At 67.2% G+C, this 18,356-nt stretch carries 15 protein-coding genes; 6 read left to right on the plus strand and 9 right to left on the minus strand.

Annotated features, from left to right (window positions below; all coding sequences use genetic code 11):
- From JC881_RS11540 to JC881_RS11555, 4 genes are all read left to right on the plus strand, one after another.
- Positions 1-801: an ABC transporter permease gene (locus tag JC881_RS11540; protein WP_198785844.1), complete on the plus strand. Its 801-nt coding sequence runs from the start codon at positions 1-3 to the stop codon at positions 799-801.
- Positions 791-1,852, plus strand: a complete 1,062-nt coding sequence (locus tag JC881_RS11545) for an ABC transporter ATP-binding protein (RefSeq protein ID WP_198785845.1) — start codon at positions 791-793, stop codon at positions 1,850-1,852. Before JC881_RS11540 ends, JC881_RS11545 begins: the two co-directional genes overlap by 11 nt.
- Complete coding sequence (locus tag JC881_RS11550; RefSeq protein WP_198785846.1) at positions 1,849-2,703, plus strand: phosphodiesterase; 855 nt, start codon at positions 1,849-1,851, stop codon at positions 2,701-2,703. The genes JC881_RS11545 and JC881_RS11550 overlap by 4 nt, the downstream gene beginning before the upstream one ends.
- A gap of 64 nt (positions 2,704-2,767) precedes the next feature.
- Positions 2,768-4,426, plus strand: a complete 1,659-nt coding sequence (locus JC881_RS11555; RefSeq protein ID WP_198785847.1) for a Na/Pi cotransporter family protein — start codon at positions 2,768-2,770, stop codon at positions 4,424-4,426.
- A gap of 511 nt (positions 4,427-4,937) precedes the next feature.
- Here the strand turns inward: JC881_RS11555 and JC881_RS11560 are convergent.
- The 3 genes from JC881_RS11560 to JC881_RS11570 all read right to left on the minus strand — a co-directional run bounded on the left by JC881_RS11560 (position 4,938) and on the right by JC881_RS11570 (position 7,664).
- The gene (locus tag JC881_RS11560) at positions 4,938-5,936 is read right to left on the minus strand and encodes a bile acid:sodium symporter family protein (RefSeq protein WP_198785848.1); all 999 of its coding nucleotides are present in this window, start codon (positions 5,934-5,936) and stop codon (positions 4,938-4,940) included.
- A gap of 184 nt (positions 5,937-6,120) precedes the next feature.
- A complete protein-coding gene (locus tag JC881_RS11565) occupies positions 6,121-6,522 on the minus strand; it encodes a response regulator (RefSeq protein WP_198785849.1) in 402 nt (133 codons plus the stop codon).
- A gap of 155 nt (positions 6,523-6,677) precedes the next feature.
- Entirely contained in the window at positions 6,678-7,664 is a 987-nt protein-coding gene (locus tag JC881_RS11570; RefSeq protein ID WP_198785850.1) for a quinone oxidoreductase family protein, read from the minus strand.
- Positions 7,665-7,761: 97 nt separating this feature from the next.
- On the opposite strand from JC881_RS11570, the gene JC881_RS11575 reads away from it, so the two are divergent.
- Positions 7,762-8,670, plus strand: a complete 909-nt coding sequence (locus JC881_RS11575) for a DMT family transporter (protein ID WP_198785851.1) — start codon at positions 7,762-7,764, stop codon at positions 8,668-8,670.
- Positions 8,671-8,673: 3 nt separating this feature from the next.
- Here the strand turns inward: JC881_RS11575 and JC881_RS11580 are convergent, their stop codons facing one another.
- The 5 genes from JC881_RS11580 to JC881_RS11600 are packed head-to-tail and all read right to left on the minus strand — an operon-like array spanning position 8,674 to position 15,471.
- Positions 8,674-11,034 carry a DUF5672 family protein gene (locus tag JC881_RS11580; protein ID WP_198785852.1) on the minus strand — a complete coding sequence of 787 codons (2,361 nt, stop codon included), beginning with the start codon at positions 11,032-11,034 and terminating at the stop codon, positions 8,674-8,676.
- Between the two features lie 29 nt (positions 11,035-11,063).
- Positions 11,064-11,858, minus strand: coding sequence for an SDR family oxidoreductase (locus tag JC881_RS11585; RefSeq protein WP_198785853.1), 795 nt, complete (start codon positions 11,856-11,858; stop codon positions 11,064-11,066).
- Between the two features lie 11 nt (positions 11,859-11,869).
- Positions 11,870-12,835, minus strand: a complete 966-nt coding sequence (locus JC881_RS11590; RefSeq protein ID WP_198785854.1) for a DMT family transporter — start codon at positions 12,833-12,835, stop codon at positions 11,870-11,872.
- A gap of 21 nt (positions 12,836-12,856) precedes the next feature.
- On the minus strand, positions 12,857-14,470 hold the full coding sequence (locus tag JC881_RS11595) for a gamma-glutamyltransferase family protein (protein ID WP_198785904.1): 1,614 nt from the start codon (positions 14,468-14,470) through the stop codon (positions 12,857-12,859).
- Positions 14,471-14,484: 14 nt separating this feature from the next.
- Positions 14,485-15,471 carry a Bug family tripartite tricarboxylate transporter substrate binding protein gene (locus JC881_RS11600; protein WP_198785855.1) on the minus strand — a complete coding sequence of 329 codons (987 nt, stop codon included), beginning with the start codon at positions 15,469-15,471 and terminating at the stop codon, positions 14,485-14,487.
- A gap of 98 nt (positions 15,472-15,569) precedes the next feature.
- Between JC881_RS11600 and JC881_RS11605 the strand changes: the two genes are divergently transcribed.
- A complete protein-coding gene (locus tag JC881_RS11605; RefSeq protein WP_198785856.1) occupies positions 15,570-16,496 on the plus strand; it encodes a LysR family transcriptional regulator in 927 nt (308 codons plus the stop codon).
- Positions 16,497-16,829: 333 nt separating this feature from the next.
- Here the strand turns inward: JC881_RS11605 and JC881_RS11610 are convergent, their stop codons facing one another.
- Complete coding sequence (locus tag JC881_RS11610; protein ID WP_198785857.1) at positions 16,830-18,341, minus strand: tripartite tricarboxylate transporter permease; 1,512 nt, start codon at positions 18,339-18,341, stop codon at positions 16,830-16,832.
- Positions 18,342-18,356 lie beyond the last annotated feature (15 nt).

An 18,356-nucleotide genomic window follows, 5' to 3' on the forward strand; every position in this document is an offset into this window, starting at 1 on the left:
ATGCGCACGACATCGCAACCCAAGGCGCCCTTCCTCCTGGCCATCACCGTGCTCGTGAGCCTCTTCATGATCGCGCCGATGCTGCTGTCGGTGATGGCGGGGCTGGTCAACAACTACAGCGCGGGCCTGAAAAGCGGGCTCACGCTGCGCTGGCTCGGCGAGGTGTGGGAGAACTACGGCGGCACCGTCGGCTGGTCGATCGGGCTGGCCGTCGCCTGCGTGATGAGCACCGTGCTGCTGGGCGTGCCTTGCGCCTATGCGTTGGCGCGCAGCCGCTCGCGGGCCGCTCGCATCTTCGAGGAACTGCTGACGCTGCCCGTCGCCGTGCCAGGCCTTGCCACCGCCCTCGCGCTCATCCTCGCCTACGGCCAGCTCACCGCCTTCCGCCAGAGCTTCGCCTTCATCCTCGTGGGCCACATCGTCTTCACGCTGCCTTTCATGGTGCGCACCGTGAGCTCGGCCTTCCAGCGCGACGACCTGCTCGCGCTCGAGGAGGCCGCGCGCTCGCTGGGCGCGAACTTTCGCCAGCGCTTCATGGGCATCCTGGTGCCCGCGGTGTTCCCCGCCATCGTGGCCGGCAGCCTGATGGTGTTCACGCTCTCGGTGGGCGAATTCAACCTCACCTGGATGCTGCACACGCCGCTCACCCGCACGCTGCCCGTGGGGCTGGCCGACAGCTACGCCTCGATGCGCATCGAGGTCGGATCGGCCTACACACTGGTCTTCTTCGCGGTCATTCTCCCGGTGCTGTGGGGCCTGCAGTACCTTGCCAACCTGATGCAGAAACGCCATGGAACTTGAACGCATCCCCATCGACATCGCCAACTGCGCGAAGACCTACGCCGACGGCACGCGCGGCCTGCAGCCGACCGACCTGCACGTGGAGGCCGGCGAGGTGCTCGCGCTGCTCGGCCCCTCGGGCTGCGGCAAGACCACGCTGCTGCGGCTGATCGCGGGGCTGGAGGCGCCCGACGCGGGCAGCCGCATCGTCTTCGGCGGCCAGGACGTCACGCAGCGCCCGGTCGAGCACCGCGGCGTGGGCATGGTGTTCCAGAGCTACGCGCTCTTTCCGCAGATGACGGTGGCGGCCAACATCGGCTATGGCCTGCGCATCCGCGGTGTGTCAGCCGATGAAGAAAAGCGCGCCGTGGGCGAACTGGTCGATCTCGTGCGCCTGAACGGCTTGGAAAGCAAGCGCCCCGCCGAACTCTCCGGCGGCCAACGCCAGCGCGTGGCCCTCGCGCGCGCCGTGGCCGTGCGACCGCGCGTGCTGCTGCTGGACGAGCCGCTGGCCGCGCTGGACGCCAAGCTCAAGGAGTCGCTGCGCGACGAGCTCGCCGAGCTGCTGCGCCGCCTGCACATCACCGCCATCCACGTGACGCACGACCAGCAGGAGGCGCTCGCCATTGCCGACCGGCTCGCCGTGATGCGCGCCGGCCGCATCGTGCAGGTGGGCCGCGGCGAAGACCTGTACCGCGCACCCGCGCACCCCTTCGTCGCGGAGTTCCTCGGCCGGGTCAACCGGCTGGAGCGCGCGCCCGAGGCCATTGCGCAAGGCGTTGTCCGACTCGGCGGAAGCACCCTGCCTTGCCCGCCCGCCTGGCAGGGCCATGCGATGCTGCTGGTGCGACCCGAAGACGTCGAAGTGGGCGCGCCCCAGCCCGACTGGGGCACCGCCATCGTCGAGCGCCGCACCTTCCTCGGCGACCGCGTGCAGCTTCAGCTGCGCGTGCACGACCAGCCCCTGCTGGTGGCCGACGTGGGACGCGACAACCCTTTCGGTCCGGGCGATCCGGTGGGCCTGCGCGTCGACCCCGATCGCCTGATGACGTCGCAGGAGCCCAGCGCATGACGACCACAACGCAAGACACCTTCCTGGTCCAGCTGACCGACCTCCATATCCGCGAGCCGGGCCGCCTCGCCTATGGCCGCATCGACACCGCGCCGTATCTCCAGCAGGCGGTGCAGTCGGTGCTCGCGCTGCCGCAGCAGCCCGATGCGGTGGTGATCACCGGCGACCTGACCGACTTCGGCCGCGCCGCCGAGTACGAGCACCTCGCGCGCCTGCTCGCGCCGCTCGCCATGCCGGTCTACCTGATGCCCGGCAACCATGACGACCGCGACCAGTTGCGCCGGAGCTTTCCCGGCCATGCGTACCTCGGCGCCGGCGACGACACGGCGGGCTTCATCCAGTACTCCGCGCGCGTCGGCGCGTTGCGGCTGCTGACGCTCGATACCTGCGTGCCCGGCGCGAGCCATGGCACGCTGTGCGACAAGCGCCTGGGCTGGCTCGAAGCCCAGCTGGACGCCTGCCGCGGCGAGCCGGTGGTGGTCGCGATGCACCATCCGCCCTTCACGACGCTGATCGGCCACATGGACGAGATCGGCCTGCTCGAAGGCGCCGGTGCGCTCGAAGCGCTGATCGCCCGCCACCCCAACGTGGAGCGCGTGATCTGCGGCCACCTGCACCGCGCCATCGATGTGCGCTTCGGCGGAAGCATCGCATCGACTTCGCCAGCGCCGGCGCACCAGGTCTGCCTCGACCTGGCACCGGGTGCGCCCTCCGCATGGACGCTCGAGCCGCCCGGTTTCCGCGTGCATGCGTGGTCCGCGCGAAGCGGCCGCCTCGTCACCCATCTGGCGGCCTCCGGCCGCTTCGAAGGCCCTTTCCCCTTCCACGACAACGGGGCGCTGATCGACTGAATCGCCACTTGTGGAAAATGGGGGTCAAAACGAACCAAAACGAAAAGGACAGAACCCGACACCCATGAAGCATCTCCTGAATCTGCTCGCGGCAGTCGCACTGCTGGTGTGGGGCACCCATCTGGTTCGCACCGGCGTGCTGCGCGTGTTCGGCGCCAACCTGCGCAAGATCCTCGTGCAGAGCATGCGCAACCGGTTCACGGCCGCCCTCTCGGGCATCGGCGTGACGGCGCTGGTGCAGTCGAGCACCGCCACCTCGCTCATGACCTCCTCCTTCGTCGGGCAGGGACTGGTCACGCTGCCGGCGGCGCTGGCGGTGATGCGGGGGGCCGACGTGGGCACGGCGCTGATCTCGGTGCTGTTCTCGGCAGACCTCTCATGGCTCTCGCCGATGTTCATCTTCGTGGGGGTGGTGCTGTTCATCACGCGCTCGGCCACCGTGGCGGGCCGCGTGGGGCGGGTGCTGATCGGCCTGGGGCTGATGCTGCTCGCGCTGCAACTGGTGGTGGAAGCCACCGAGCCGCTCTTCTCGGCCCCCGCGATGCGCGCGGTGCTGGCCTCGATCAACAGCGACGTGCTGCTGGAGATCACCATCGGCGCGGTGCTCGCCATCGTGGCCTATTCGAGTCTCGCGGTGGTGCTGCTGGTCGCGGCCATGGCGACGTCGAACGTGGTGCCGCTGGACGTGGCCCTGGGCCTGGTGCTCGGCGCGAACCTGGGCAGCGGTTTGCTCGCCGTGCTGACCACGGCGAAGTCGGCCGTCTCGGTGCGGCAGGTGACGGTGGGCAACCTGCTCTTCAAGGCGCTGGGCGTGGCGATCGTCGCGCCGTTCGTGGGCCTGTGGATCCGCTACGTGCAGCCCGAGCTGCCGAACCAGACGCACGGCGTGGTGCTGTTCCACCTGGCCTTCAACATCATCATCAGCGTCGGCTTCATCGGCCTCACGCAATGGGTCGCCAAGCTGGTGACGCGCATGCTGCCGACGCCGCAGGCTTCCAGCACCAGCCGCCCGCATCACCTCGATCCTTCGGCGCTCTCGACGCCCTCGCTCGCGATCTCGAACGCCGCGCGCGAGGCGCTGCACCAGGCCGACATCGTGGAGACGATGCTGATCGGCGTGCTCGACGTGATCCGCAACAACGACACGCGGCTCTCGCAGGAGCTGCGGCAGCTGGACGACACGGTGGACGAGCTCTATTCGGCCATCAAGTACTACATGACGCGCATCTCGCGCGAGGCGCTGGGCGAAGAGGAAAGCCGGCGCTGGACGGACATCATCAGCTTCACGATCAACATGGAGCAGATCGGCGACATCATCGAGCGGGTGATCATCGACATCGAGGACAAGAAGATCAAGCCGCAGCGCAACTTTTCGCAGGCCGGGATGGCGGAGATCGTCGAGCTGCATGGTCGGCTGGTGGCCAACCTGCGGTTGAGCATGAGCGTGTTTTTGAACGGGAATGTTCGGGATGCGCAGAAGCTGCTTGAGGAGAAGGCTCGCTTTCGGGATCTGGAAAGAGCCTATGCGACGACCCATCTGGATCGGTTGTCGGACCGGACGACGCTGAGCATCGAGACGAGTTCGCTGCATATCGACTTGATCAGCGATTTGAAGCGGATCAATTCGCACATCTGTTCTATTGCTTATCCGATTCTCGAATCGGCGGGGGCTTTGGCGCCTAGCCGGTTGCGGGAGTCGCGGCTTGGGAAGATCGAGGGGTAGGTTTCTTTTTTGTTCCGAGGCCGGGTCTCGCCCCGGCGGGCGACTTACTTTCTTTTGCTTCGCCAAAAGAACGTAAGCAAAGAAAAGGCGACCCTGCTGTCTGCGACCCTTCGCTTCGCTGCGGGCAACCTGCGGTGCTCGCGTTTCGCGGGGTCTCGCCCAAACTCGCTTCGCTCAAACAAGGGCGAGCCCTGATCCGCGAAACGCTCCGCTCCTCGGCGCATACAGAAGGGCTTTCGGGCGCGCCATCGCTGCGCTCGGCGTTCAAGACAATTCGGGCCGACGCTTCGCTCGCCCCCCGACGTTCAACAGACCACACCCACCAATGCAAGGCGGACACGCGCAGCGAGTTCGGCGAGACCCCGCGAAACGTGAGCACCGCAGGTTGCCCCGTAGCGCAGCGAAGGGGTCGCAGACAGTGGGGTCGCCTTTCTTTTGCCTACCTTTCTTTGGCGAAGCAAAGAAAAGTAGGTCGCCCGCCGGGGCGAGACCCGGCCTCGGAAAACAAACCCTACTCAGCCGTCTTCAAGACAGAAGTCTCAACACGCCCGCGCCGCGCATACCGCTGAGCCAACACAGCACAAACCATCAACTGCATCTGATGAAACAGCATCAGAGGCAAAACGATGGCCCCCACAGCGTGCGAAGGAAACAGCACCTTCGCCATAGGAATCCCACTCGCCAAGCTCTTCTTGGACCCACAAAAGACGATAGTGATCTCGTCCTCCCGATCGAACCCCAGCTTGCGCGCCAGCAGCGTCGTCATGGCCAGCGCAAGCCCCAGCACCACCGCGCATGCAATGAGCAGCCCGACGAGCGCATGCGCAGGCACCTGCCGCCAAAGCCCCTCGATCACAGCCGCACTGAACGCCGTATAGACCACCAGCAGGATCGACCCCTGGTCCACGAACTTCAGCACCGCAGCACGCCGCTGAATCCACTTGCCGATCCAGGGCCGCAGCAGATGCCCCACGAGAAACGGCACCATCAACTGCAGCAAGATGCGCCCGATCGACCCCAGCGAAGAACTCGCGTGCCCGCCATTCGGCAGCACCACGAGATTGACCAGCAAAGGCGTGATGAACACCCCCAGCAAGGTAGACGCCGAAGCACTGCAGATCGCAGCCGGCAGGTTCCCCCGCGCCATCGCCGTGAACGCGATCGCCGACTGCACCGTGGCAGGCAGCACGCAGAGATAAAGCACCCCGGTGTAGAGCTCCGGGGTCATCAGCGGCAGGAGCAGCGGCTTGAGCGCCAGCCCCAGCAGCGGAAACATCACGAAGGTGCTGCCGAACACCAAAAGGTGCAGCCGCCAGTGCGTGATGCCGTTCATGATCGCCTCGCGCGACAGCTTGGCGCCATGCAGGAAGAACAGGAGGCCGATGGCCACCGTCGTCACCCGTTCGAAGAGGTGCGCTACATCGCCGCTCGCGGGCAGCAGACTGGCCAAGGTGACGACCGAGAGAAGCGCGAAGGTGAAGTTGTCGGGAAGAAAGCGGGAGCGGGACATGGCGGGACAGGAGCGCCCCACGACACGACCCGTGCGGCAGCAGATTCAGCAGATGGATGAGTGATTTCCGCGCATGAATCTCGTCGCCAATTTGCGGAGCCCGGCGCGTGCTCCTCGCGCCCTATAGAGGATGATTTTCGGCGAAGCGCCGCGTCGTTGCCGGCCGGCGCCCGAATGCCCCGCTTCAGTGTGCAGGTTGCGAGCTGAACCGCTCGTGGCGGCGGCGCTGGCAGTAGTCGATCAGGTCGTCGATCTCGGTGGCCTTGTCGAACACGGCGTCGGCGCCCAGGTGCGCGCATTTGCGGCGGATCTCGGGCGTGGCGTAGTTGCTGAGCACCACGATCTTCTGCGCCGGGTCGCGGTGGCGGCAGGCCTCCAGCACCCGGAACCCGGTGCCGTCCTTCAGGAACAGGTCGACGATCGCCAGGTCCCACAGCGCCGGGTTGCGCGTGAGCCAGCGCGAGCCTTCGGCCTCCGTCTCGGCCTCGCCGATGGGATCGACGCGTGCCACCTCGCGCAGCGTGCCCACGAGGCTCTCGCGGATGGTGGGGTTGTCTTCGACGATGAAGGTGCGGATGGTGGTCATGACTTCTTGCTGCCCTTGCCTTGCTTGCTGGCTGTCTTGCGCTTGGTCACAAGCCTACAAAGTGCACCCGCCACAAGTCGAAGGCATGACACCCCACCGCGGGTAGGACAAGACTGGCTGCGCGGCCGCCCTGCCCACCCCTGAAACCCTGCGCCTTACAGCGTGAGGATCGTGCAGCCCGTGGTCTTGCGCGCTTCCAGGTCGCGGTGCGCCTGCTGCACGTCGGCCAGGGCGTAGCGCTGGTCGATCGGAATCTTCACCGCGCCGCTCGCGACCACCGCGAACAGGTCGTCGGCCATCGCCTGCGTGGCCTCGCGCGTGGCGATGTGGGTGAACAGCGTGGGGCGCGTCACGTAGAGCGAGCCCTTGGAGGCCAGCGTGCCCAGGTTGATGGGCGGCACCGGGCCCGAGCCGTTGCCGAAGACGGCCAGAAGGCCGAAGGGGCGCAGGCACTCGATGGAGCCCTCGTAGGTGTCCTTGCCCACCGAGTCGTACACCACCTTCACGCCCTTGCCGCCGGTGATCTCCTTCACGCGGGCCGCGAAGTTCTCGGTGCTGTAGTTGATGGCGTGCGCCGCGCCATGGTCCAGCGCCAGCTTGCACTTGGCATCGCTGCCCGCGGTGCCGATCAGCTGCAGGCCCAGCGCCTTGGCCCACTGGCAGGCGATGAGGCCGACGCCGCCGGCCGCGGCATGGAACAGGATGAAGTCGCCGGGCTGCAGGCCTTCGGCGGGCAGCGTTTTCTTCAGCAGGTACTGCGTGGTCAGGCCCTTGAGCATCATCGCCGCGCCGGTCTCGAAGGAGATGGCGTCGGGCAGCTTGCAGACATTCTTGGCCGGCATCACGCGCAACTCGCAGTAAGCGCCGGGCGGGCCGCTCGCGTAGGCGGCGCGGTCGCCCGGCGCCAGGTGCGAGACGCCCTCGCCCACCGCCTCGACCACGCCCGCGGCCTCCATGCCCAGCTGCAGCGGCATCTGGAACGGATAGAGCCCGCTGCGCTGGTAGGTGTCGATGAAGTTCAGGCCCACGGCCTTGTGGCGAATGCGGATCTCGCCGGGGCCCGGGTCGCCGACTTCCACCTCCACGATCTTCAGTTCTTCGGGGCCGCCATGGCGGTCGATACGGACAGCTTTGCTCAACATCGTTGCAGTCTCCACGCGCAGAAAAAGAAGAGGCGCATGGTGCCACGTTTGGCCCTCCGAAGGCGTCCAGGGGCGATGGCCGTTAGAGTCGGCGGCCATGTCGACACCGCAGCCGCGCCTCACCTCGCTCACCGTTCTTCTTCTCACCACGCCGCCGCTGCTGTGGGCCGGCAACGCCGTCGTCGGCCGGCTGGTGCGCGAACTGGTGTCGCCCCTCACGCTGAACTTCGTGCGATGGGTGATCGCGTTCTTGCTTTTGCTGCCGTTCGCAGCCTCGGTGCTACGCAGCGCGAGCCCGCTCTGGGCGCACTGGAAGCGCTATGCGGTGCTGGGCCTCCTGGGCATCGGCCTGTACAACGCCTTCCAGTACCTGGCGCTGCAGACCTCCACGCCGATCAACGTGACGCTGGTGGGCTCCAGCCTGCCGCTGTGGATGCTCGCGGTGGGCATGCTCTTCTTCGGCGCCCGTACCAGTGCGCGCGAGATCGGCGGCGCGCTGCTCTCGATGCTCGGCGTGCTGCTGGTGCTCAGCCGCGGCGAATGGCGCCAGCTGCTCGCGCTGCGGCTGGTGCCGGGCGATCTCTACATGATCGCGGGCACCATCGCCTGGGCCTTCTACAGCTGGCTGCTCGCGCGCACGCACGAGCCCAAGGCCGTGCGGCAGGACTGGGCCGCGTTCCTCATGGCGCAGCTGGTGTTCGGCCTGGCATGGTCGGGCGCGCTGGCCGCCGGCGAGTGGGCGTTGACCCCGGCCCACATCGACCTGGGCTGGCCGCTCGTCGCCGCGATGGCCTTCATCGGCATCGGCCCCGCGGTGGTGGCCTACCGCTGCTGGGGCACCGGCGTGCAGCGCGCGGGGCCGCAGGCGGCGAGCATCTTCATGAACCTGACGCCGCTGTTCGCGGCGCTGCTGTCGGCCGCGTTCCTGCGCGAGGCGCCGCACTGGTACCACGGGGTGGCGTTCGTGCTGATCGTGGGCGGGATCGTGGTGTCGTCGCGGCGCTGACGTTCAGGGCCTGCGGAACAACCCCGTCAGCAGGTCTTTTTCGTCGAACCGGTCATCCTTGAAGCACTCGACGGTTTCGAGGCCCGCAGCCTCCATCGCCCGCGCCAGGCTGGCCTCGTTGTAGAAGCCGACGTGGCAGGGGTCCGGGTAGGCCCGGTCGTAGGGAATGGAGATGACGAAGTGGCCGCCGGGCGCCAGCGACTGGCATGCCGATGCAAGAAAGTCGGGCACGTCGTCCGCATAGATGTGCTCGAGCGTATGGAAGCTCACGACGGTGTCGGCCGGCGGAAGAATCGGGCCGTCGGCCGTCATGTCGTGGCCGACGAACATGCTGGGCATGGGCACCGACGCGAAGAGTTCGCGCGCGAGGTCCAAGGCCTGTTCATTCAGGTCCACGCCGATCACCTCGGTCACCGCCGGGTTCTCGCGCAGCCAGTAGGTGCTTGCGCCGTGGTTGCAGCCGAGGTCCAGCACCCGGCCACGGATGAATGGCGCGTAGGCCTGCAGGATGCGGCGGTTCGCATGCCGCTCCCAGAAACCGAAGGGGCTCGGCTCGACGGTGACGTACGACTCCTTGGCGTAGCGCATGGCGTCGGGTGACGGAACAGCGAACAGATGCGCCAGCGCCGGCTGGCTGGCCAGCCACTGCGGCGCCTCGTCGCGCCCGACGACGCGCCACGCATAGCCCGGGCGGTCGTAGAGATCTTTCCCCGAAACCAGCAGCGCCGCGATGTCGATGGCGGCCAGGAATTCCGGCGCGTTGTGCTCCTGGTGTGCGAAGCCGCGGATCTTGGCGCGCACCGCGTCCTCGTCCATCGCGAGGTATGAAAGATGCCAGCCGGCGTCCGCGAGGATCAGCGCGGGCTGCGCGCCAGTGCGAATCCGCATGCGCAACTGGTCGGGCGTGAGCGCATCGAGTTGCGCGCGCGTCGCCGCGACGGTCCACACCGACGATGCCTCCGGCCCCTCGACGTTGCGGTAGTTCGCATAGAAGTAATAGAAGGCCAGGCACAGCCCGAAGAGCGTGTGCCGCCGGTCGTCGCGCATCGCCTGCACCACCGATGCGCGCGGAATCTCGTCGGCATCGGAGATCAGCACGAGGTCGTCGGGCGCCGCATCGTGCAGCCCTCGCACGATCTGGTTGCGCTGGAATTTCTCGCGGATCCAGAAGCCGGACTTCGGCGTGTCGGAGTGCCAGTCGCCCACCACCGGAACAGCGTCCGCCGCCTCGTCGACGACCGGCATGTCGTGCACCGCGATGTAGCGGATGCGCGGCAGGAACGGCGCGATGCGCGGGTCGGCGACATCGAAGCGCAGTGCTTTGGGCTCGCCACTGAAGGTGCGGTCGGCTTCGACGACGACGAAGCAATCGACGACTTCAGACAACTCATGCAGCCGCGCCGCGAGGATGTCGGCCTCGCCGTTGTAGGTGATGCAGTCGTACACCTTGCGCGGCGCGGCCTTCGAAGCCACGGGCTCGGGCGCGAATTCGATGCGGTAGCCGTTGCGCTCGAACATCTGCAGGATGTCGCGCTCGCCGTACCAGGCATCGAGCTCGGACAGAGGGATCAGCGAACGCAGCGTGAGCGGCGACAAGCTCGCCAACTGCCGCATCTTCGCGTGATGCCCGAACAGCAGCATCGCGTTGTAGCCGTGGTGCAGTTGCGGCCCCGCATGCTCGATGGAGAAACTGCGCGCGAGCTCCAGCGGCGCGAAGCGCATGCCGACCGCTTCGAGCGTGGGCCGCAGCACGCCGCTGAGCTGCACGTCTTCGAGCAGCGCGTTGTGCTGCCAGTGCATCCTGAGCGGATCGCTTTCGACCGCATCGGGCGGCGGAATCTCCACGCGGATGTGCGGATGGTCGATGAGCGCGCGCATGAAGCGGCGGCTGCGCAGGCTGAAGCCGCCGTTCTGGATCGGCGTGACGACGTGGCCGGGCTTGTCCATCTCGTCGGCCCACGCGAAGCGGTTGCGCCAGTAGGTGCCTTGCGGCGTGTCGATCTTCGCGAGGTGGATCGGCGCGCCGATGTAGTCGAAACCGAGGAACTCGTCGCGCCAGTTGTCCGCATTGACGACCCAGCCGTCTTCCTGCACCACCAATGCGAATTCGGTGTGCACCACGCGCCAGAGCGCGAACATCATGAACCAGCCGTACTCGTGGTAGTTCAGCGGCGCGATCGGCAGGTGTTCGATGCCGGGTGCGAGGTCGTGCGGCGCCTGCGGGCTGCACAGGAGCGCGCGCGCACCGGGCATCTGCGCCTGGCTGTGCTGCAGGGCCATCGCCGCGCCGCGCGCATCGGGCAGCCCGGTGACCGACACGAGCGTGATCTTCTCGAAAGACGCCCGGTGATTGCTGTTGCTCACGAAGCGCCTCCCTTCGCTCGTGAGCCGCGTCAGTAGGTGCCGGGGTAGGCGCCGCCGTCCGCGAGCACGTTCTGGCCGGTCATGTAGCCGGCCTGCAGGCTGCAGAGAAAGGCGCAGATGGCGCCGAACTCGGCCGGCGTGCCGAAGCGCTTGGCCGGGATGTTCTTCTTGCGGGCTTCCCACACGGTGTCGAAGTCCTGGCCGGTCTTCTGCGCAGCGCCGGCCATGGTGCCCTTGAGGCGATCGGTGTCGAAGGAGCCCGGCAGCAGGTTGTTGATGGTCACGCCCTGCGCCGCGATGGCGGTGCGCGCCACGCCGGCCACGAAGCCGGTGAGGCCGCTGCGCGCGCCGTTGGAAAGTCCCAGGATGTCGATGGGCGACTTCACCGAACTGGAGGTGATGTTCACGATGCGGCCGAACCCGCGTTTGGCCATGCCGTCCACCGTGGCCTTGATGAGCTCGATGGGCGTGAGCATGTTCGCGTCGACCGCCTTGATCCACGCCTCGCGGTCCCAGTTGCGAAAGTCGCCGGGCGGCGGACCGCCGGCGTTGGTGACGACGATGTCGAAGTCATGGCCCAGCGCGAACACGGCCGCGCGGCCGGCTTCGGTGGTGATGTCGGCGGCCACGTGCTTGACGAACGGCGCGCCCGATGCGCCCGCCGCTTCGGTGAGCTTCTTCGCGGCCGCTTCCAGCGCCTCGGCGCCGCGCGCCACGATCACCACGTTGACGCCTTCGCGCACCAGCGCCTCGGCACAGCCGTAGCCCAGCCCCTTGCTCGCGCCGCACACCAGCGCGGTCTTGCCCGCAATGCCCAGATCCATGTTTGTTGCTCCTAACTTGCAGGGGCCTGGCGCCCCTTGCGTGTGAAAACGAAGATGCCCGCAATGACGAGCACCGTGCCGGCCGCGATCCACGCGGTGAACGGCTCATCGAGTATGACCACCCCCATGAGGATGGTCGACAGGGGCCCGATCATGCCGGTTTGCGCGGCCACCGCGGGGCCGATGCGCTCGATGGCCATCATGACCATCAGGACAGGCACCGCCGTGCACACCGTGGCGTTGAGCACCGAGAGCCAGATGACCTCGGGCGCCAGCTGCATCGCCACGCTGATCGGCCGCGTGAGCACGAACTGCAGGATGCACAGCACGCACGCCACGGTGGTGGCCAGGCCCACGAGCCGGAGCGACCCCAGGCGCTTGACGAACTCGCCGCTGTAGACGAGGTAGCCCGCGTAGCTCACCGCGCTCAGGAACACGAGGAACGCGCCCCAGGCCGCAGCCCCGCCGCCCTTGCCGCCGCCACCGGTCCACAGCTCGTGGCCGAACACCAAGAGCACGCCCGCGTAGCTCACGACCATGCCCAGCACCTGCGGGCGCGTGGCGCGCCGCCGGTACAGGAGCCAGCCGAACAGCAGCACCAGCGTCGGGTTGAGGTACAGGATCAGCCGCTCGAAGCTGGCCGAGATGTAGGCCAGCCCCGCGAAGTCGAGAAAGCTCGCGAGGTAGTAGCCGGAGAAGCCGAGGCCAACGACGCCGAGCCAGTCGCGAAAGGTGAGCGCCGGCTTGCCGCGCCCCGCCCACCACGCCATCACCGCGAACAGCGGCAACGCGAAGAGCATGCGCAGCATGATGAGCGTGATGGCGTCGACGCCGTAGCGGTAGGCCAGCTTGACGATGATCGCCTTGCCGCTGAACGCTATGGCGCCCAGCGAGGCGAGCACGAGGCCGGGTGCAAGGCTCTTTGCGCCGGCGGAGGAAGAAAGGGGGATGCCGGTCTGTGCGGCGGTCTTGGTCATCCCCCGATCATCGCGCGAGCGTTAAAACCCTGCCGCCACGCCGTCGCGGCGCGGGTCGCTCGCGGCCACGTAGCCTTCGACCGACGGGTCGCCCGCGCGCCAGATGAACTGGCCCGCGCCGAAGTCCTGGTACGAGTCGTTGATCACGTCCAGGTGATGGCCCAGGTCGCGCAGTCCCTGCACGGTGTTCGGGTTCATCGCGGCCTCGACGTTGATCTCCAGCCCCGCGTTGAAGCGCCAGCGCGGCGCGTCGCAGGCGGCCTGCGGGTTCTGCTTGTAGTCGAGCATGCGCACCAGCGTCTGCATGTGGCCCTGCGGCTGCATGTTGCCGCCCATCACGCCGAAGCTCATGACCGGCTGGCCGTCCTTGGTGAGGAAGGCCGGAATGATCGTGTGGAAAGGCCGCTTGCCCGGCGCCACCACGTTCGGGCTCTCGGCCTTCAGGCTGAAGCCATGGCCGCGATTCTGCAGGCTGATGCCGAATTCGGGCTCCACGCAGCCCGAGCCGAAGCCCATGTAGTTGCTCTGGATGAAGCTCACCATCATCCCGCTCTCGTCCGCCGCGGTGAGGTAGATGGTGCCGCCCTTGACGGGGTTGCCGGCCTTGAAGTCCTGCGCCTTTTTCACGTCGATGAGTCTCGCACGCGATGCGAGGTATGCGTCATCGAGCATTTGCGCGGGGGTCACCGTCATCGACGATGGCTCCGACACGTAGCGGTACACGTCGGCGAAGGCCAGCTTCATCGCTTCGATCTGCAGGTGCTGCGATTGCACCGAATCGACCGGCAGCGACGCGATGTCGAACTTCTCCAGGATGCCCAGCGCGATCAGCGCCGCGATGCCCTGGCCGTTCGGCGGAATCTCGTGCAGCGTGTGGCCGCGGTAGTCGCGCGAGATGGGCTGCACCCACTCCGGCTGGTAGGCCGCGAGGTCGGCGACGGTGAGCGAGCCACCCTGCTCCTTAGAAAACTTGGCGAGCGCCTCGGCGATCTCGCCGGTGTAGTACGCCTCGCCCTTGGTGCGGGCAATGGCCTTGAGCGCGCGCGCCGCCGCGGTGAAGCGGAACAGCTCGCCCACTTCGGGCGCGCGGCCCCAGGGCAGGAAGGCCTGCGCGAAGCCGGGCTGCGAACCCAGGAGCGGCGTGGCCGCGGCCCACTTGCCCTGCACCACCGGCGGCACCAGGTAGCCGCGCTCGGCGATGTCGATGGCCGGCGCCAGCAGGTCGGCGAACGGCAGCTTGCCGAAGCGATCGCTCATCGCGACCCAGCCGCGCACGGCGCCCGGCACGGTGACCGAATCGATGCCGCGCATCGGCGGCGTGGCGGCATCGGCGCCGTACTTGGCCTTGAAGTACTCGGGCGTCCAGGCCTTGGGCGCGGGGCCCGAGGCGTTCAGGCCGTGCAATTCCTTGCCGTCCCACAGGATGCAGAACGCATCGCTGCCGAGGCCGTTGCTCACCGGCTCGACCAGCGTCATCACGGCCGCGGTGGCGATGGCCGCATCGACGGCGTTGCCGCCCTGCTGCAGGATGCGAAGGCCCGCCTGCGAGGCGAGCGGGTGCGAGGTCGACACCACGTTGCGCGCAAAGATCGGGATGCGGGTGGAGAGATAGGGATTGTTGAAGTCGAAGTTCATGTCGTGCGCTCTCGTCATTCGTTGGTGATCTTGCGGTCGACCACGATCTTTTTCCACTTGGCGGCGTCGACGGCCACCATCTTGGCGAACTGCTCGGGCGTGCCGGCAACGGCGGGCTCGATGCCCAGGCGCGCGAGCTTGTCCTTCACTTCCGGATCGGCAATGGCCTCGTTGGCCGCCTTGTTGACGCGCGCCACGATGTCGGCCGGCAGGTTCTTCGGGCCGTAGAAGCCGAACCAGGTGTTCGACTCGTAGCCGGGCAGCGTGTCGGCGATCGGCGGCAGCTCGGGCGCGAGCGGCGAGCGCTTGAGCGTCGTCACGCCCAGGGCGCGCAGGCGCCCGTCGCGCACGTGCGGCATGCCGGTGGGGAGCGAGTCGAACAGCACGTCGATCTTGCCGCTGATGAGGTCGGGAATGGCGAGCGCCGTGCCCTTGTAGGGAATGTGCGTGACGAACACACCGGCCTGCGCCTTGAAGAGCTCGGCCGTCAGCTGCACGATGGTGCCGTTGCCGCTCGATGCGTAGTTGAGCTTGCCGGGGTTCTTCTTCGCGTAGTCGATCCACTCGCGCACCGTCTTGGCGGGCGAGGTGACCGGCACCAGCATGATGCTGGGCGCATCGCCCACGTGGCCGATGGGCGTGAAGTCGCGCACCGTGTCGTAGGGCAGTTTCTGCATCACGGCCGGGCCGATCGAATGCGTGCTGGTGGTGGCCAGCAGCAGCGTGTAGCCGTCGGCAGGCGCCTTGGCCGCCTGGTCGGAGCCGATGGCGCCGCCGGCGCCGGGCTTGTTGTCGATGATCAGTTGGGTGCCGAGCTTCTCGCCCATCTTCTGGCCGAGCGTTCGGGCGAAGAGGTCGGTGGCGCCGCCCGCGGGAAACGGCACGATGAGCCGAATCGGCTTGTTCGGATAGCCCTGCGCCAAGCTGGCGGACGAGGCGGCCACGCACAGCAGCGCAACGGCGGCCCCTTGAAAGAACTGGAGGAACTGGATTCTTTTCATGGTGCTTCGATTCTGGCCCCGTGGGGAAACCCCCCATGCTATGCAGCCGCCGTGCATCAAGCCAGATAATCCAGCTTATTCAACTATGAGCGCGGCTTATGACAAAGAACGCCACCGAAGAGGTCTCGCTGCAGCAGTTGCGGGCGCTGGCGGCGGTCGCCGAATCGGGCAGCTTCACGCTCGCGGCGGAAAGCCTTCAGCTCACGCAGCCGGCCATCAGCCACTTGGTCAAGCGCATGGAAGAGCAGCTCGGGCAGCCGCTGATCGTGCGGGGCCGCCGCATCCAGCTCACGAGCGCGGGCCAGGTGATGGTCGAGACGGCGGTGCGGGCGCTGCGGCTGATCGACGAGTCGGTGGGCGCCTGCCGCTCGCAATCGCAACTGCGCGAGGGGCGCGTGGTGCTGGCCGTGGGCCATCTCACGGCGGGCGCGCTGCTGCCGCCGATGCTCGGGCGCTTCTCGCAGAAGCACCCGACGCTCGCGACCACGCTGCTGGACAGCACGGCCGAGCAGATGATCTCGCGCATCCTCTCGCAGGAGGCGGATCTGGGCTTCGGTTCGGACATCGGGCAGAAGCACTCCGAACTCGCGACCGAGCCGCTGTTCACGGAGCGCATGGCCCTCTTCGTGCGCGACGATCATCCGCTCGCGCAGCGCGTGGTGGTCGATGCGAAGCACCTGGACGCGCTGCCCTTCATCCACGTCAACCCCGACGCCAACATCTGGCGCGCGGTGAGCCGCCAATTGTCGAGCGTGGCGAACGTGTACCCGCACGTGGTGCATCACGTGTCGATGCTGTCGACGGCGTTCGGCCTCATTCAGGCGGGCGCGGGTGTCGCGCTGCTGCCGCGTTATGTGGAGGTGCTGATGCCCGGCAACCTGCGCGCTGTGGCAGTGACGCGGCCGACGCTCGAATACCCGGTGGTCGCGGTGCGGCTGGCCAAGCATCCGCTCAGTCCTGCTGCCTTGGCCTTCCTGGCGATGGCGCGGCAGCATATGAAGCCGCCGCGTGCGGCCAGGCCGTAGGGGGCATTCAGGGAGCGATCACGCCGACGGGGTACCTTGCTCCGCGAATGTCCCCCGGCCTGCGGCCTCCTCCTTGATTTCGCTGCGCAAGGCACCCCATCGGCGTGCTCGTTTTCAGAGTGGTCGTTGATCAGCGATACACCAGCAACGTGCCCAAGTGCGCAGGGCATCGGGTGCTCCCCGCAGCGAAATCAAGGAGGAGGGGCGAAGCCCCGGGGGACATTCGCGGAGGGGAGTACCCGGTGGCCTGTGCACACGCCCCGAACCGACCCCGACAGAAATAAAAAACGGCGCCCGAAGGCGCCGCTTTCCCAAAGAGAGCCGAAGCCCCGCTTACTCCTCGACGAAGGCCTCTTCGCGCTTCGACTTCACCGCAGGCAGCAGCACGATCACCAGCAGCAGCGCTGCGGCGGCCAGCAGGCTCGCGGAGATCGGACGCGTGACGAACACGCTCCAGTCGCCCCGCGAGAGCAGCAGCGAGCGGCGCAGGTTTTCTTCCATCATTGGCCCGAGGATGAAGCCCAGCAGCAACGGCGCAGGCTCGCAACCCAGCTTGAAGAAGGTGTAGCCCACCAGGCCGAAGATGCCCACCATCCAGATGTCGAAGGTGTTGTTGTTGGTCGAGTACACGCCGATCGCGCAGAACAGAACGATGGCGGGGAACAGGAACTTGTACGGCACCGACAGGAGCTTGATCCACATGCCGATCAACGGCAGGTTCAGGATGATCAGCATCGCATTGCCCAGCCACATCGAGGCGATCAGGCCCCAGAACAGCTCGGGGTTGCTGGTCATCACCTGCGGGCCTGGCTGGATGTTGTGGATGGTCATCGCGCCCACCATCAGCGCCATCACGGCGTTGGGCGGAATGCCCAGCGTCAGCAGCGGAATGAAGGACGTTTGCGCACCGGCGTTGTTGGCCGACTCGGGAGCCGCCACGCCGCGGATGTTGCCCTTGCCGAAGGGCACTTCGCCCGGCTTGAGCTTGGTCTTCTTCTCGATCGTGTAGGCCGCGAAAGCCGCCAGCAGCGCACCGCCACCGGGCAGGATGCCCAGGGCAGAACCCAGCGCCGTGCCGCGCAGAACCGCGGGCACCATGCGCTTGAAGTCTTCCTTGGTCGGGAACAGGCCCGAGACCTTGGCGGTGAACACTTCGCGCTCGTCGTCCGGACGCGAGAGGTTGGCAATGATTTCGCCATAACCGAACACGCCCATGGCGATGGCCACGAAGCCGATGCCGTCGGTGAGTTCAGGGATGTCGAAGCTATAGCGCGCGACACCCGAGTTCACGTCGGTACCGACCAGGCCCAGCAAGAGGCCCAGCACGATCATCGCGATGGCCTTCAGGAGCGAACCCGAAGCCAGCACCACGGCGCCGATCAGGCCCAAGATCATGAGCGAGAAGTACTCGGCCGGGCCGAACTTGAAGGCCAGCTCGGTCAGCGGCGGCGCGAAGGCGGCCAGGATCAGCGTGCCGACGCAACCCGCGAAGAACGAGCCGAGGCCCGCAGCCGCGAGCGCCGGACCCGCACGGCCCTTGCGCGCCATCTGGTAGCCGTCGATCACGGTCACCACCGAGGACGATTCGCCCGGCAGGTTCACCAAAATTGCGGTGGTCGAGCCGCCGTACTGCGCGCCGTAGTAAATACCGGCCAGCATGATCAGCGCCGAGACAGGCGGCAGTGCATACGTGGCGGGCAGCAGCATCGCGATGGTCGCGACCGGGCCGATGCCCGGGAGCACGCCGATCAGCGTGCCCAGAATGCAGCCGACCAGGCAGTACAGCAGGTTCGTGAAGGTAAAGGCAACGCCAAAACCCATCGAGAGGTGTTCAAACAATTCCATGTGAGCAGCTTTCTT

The sequence above is a fragment of the Variovorax sp. IB41 genome (genome assembly GCF_016405905.1).
GTDB lineage: Bacteria > Pseudomonadota > Gammaproteobacteria > Burkholderiales > Burkholderiaceae_C > Variovorax.

What these genes read in the sequence shown, in the direction of transcription:
- JC881_RS11565 (WP_198785849.1), bottom strand. Translation starts at nt 6,522, where the DNA reads ATGACCACCATCCGCACCTTCATCGTCGAAGACAACCCCACCATCCGC.
- JC881_RS11585 (WP_198785853.1), bottom strand. Translation starts at nt 11,858, where the DNA reads ATGGATCTGGGCATTGCGGGCAAGACCGCGCTGGTGTGCGGCGCGAGC.
- JC881_RS11600 (WP_198785855.1), bottom strand. Translation starts at nt 15,471, where the DNA reads ATGAAAAGAATCCAGTTCCTCCAGTTCTTTCAAGGGGCCGCCGTTGCG.
- JC881_RS11605 (WP_198785856.1), top strand. Translation starts at nt 15,570, where the DNA reads ATGACAAAGAACGCCACCGAAGAGGTCTCGCTGCAGCAGTTGCGGGCG.
- JC881_RS11570 (WP_198785850.1), bottom strand. Translation starts at nt 7,664, where the DNA reads ATGTTGAGCAAAGCTGTCCGTATCGACCGCCATGGCGGCCCCGAAGAA.
- JC881_RS11590 (WP_198785854.1), bottom strand. Translation starts at nt 12,835, where the DNA reads ATGACCAAGACCGCCGCACAGACCGGCATCCCCCTTTCTTCCTCCGCC.
- JC881_RS11560 (WP_198785848.1), bottom strand. Translation starts at nt 5,936, where the DNA reads ATGTCCCGCTCCCGCTTTCTTCCCGACAACTTCACCTTCGCGCTTCTC.
- JC881_RS11540 (WP_198785844.1), top strand. Translation starts at nt 1, where the DNA reads ATGCGCACGACATCGCAACCCAAGGCGCCCTTCCTCCTGGCCATCACC.
- JC881_RS11545 (WP_198785845.1), top strand. Translation starts at nt 791, where the DNA reads ATGGAACTTGAACGCATCCCCATCGACATCGCCAACTGCGCGAAGACC.
- JC881_RS11595 (WP_198785904.1), bottom strand. Translation starts at nt 14,470, where the DNA reads ATGAACTTCGACTTCAACAATCCCTATCTCTCCACCCGCATCCCGATC.
- JC881_RS11550 (WP_198785846.1), top strand. Translation starts at nt 1,849, where the DNA reads ATGACGACCACAACGCAAGACACCTTCCTGGTCCAGCTGACCGACCTC.
- JC881_RS11575 (WP_198785851.1), top strand. Translation starts at nt 7,762, where the DNA reads ATGTCGACACCGCAGCCGCGCCTCACCTCGCTCACCGTTCTTCTTCTC.
- JC881_RS11555 (WP_198785847.1), top strand. Translation starts at nt 2,768, where the DNA reads ATGAAGCATCTCCTGAATCTGCTCGCGGCAGTCGCACTGCTGGTGTGG.
- JC881_RS11610 (WP_198785857.1), bottom strand. Translation starts at nt 18,341, where the DNA reads ATGGAATTGTTTGAACACCTCTCGATGGGTTTTGGCGTTGCCTTTACC.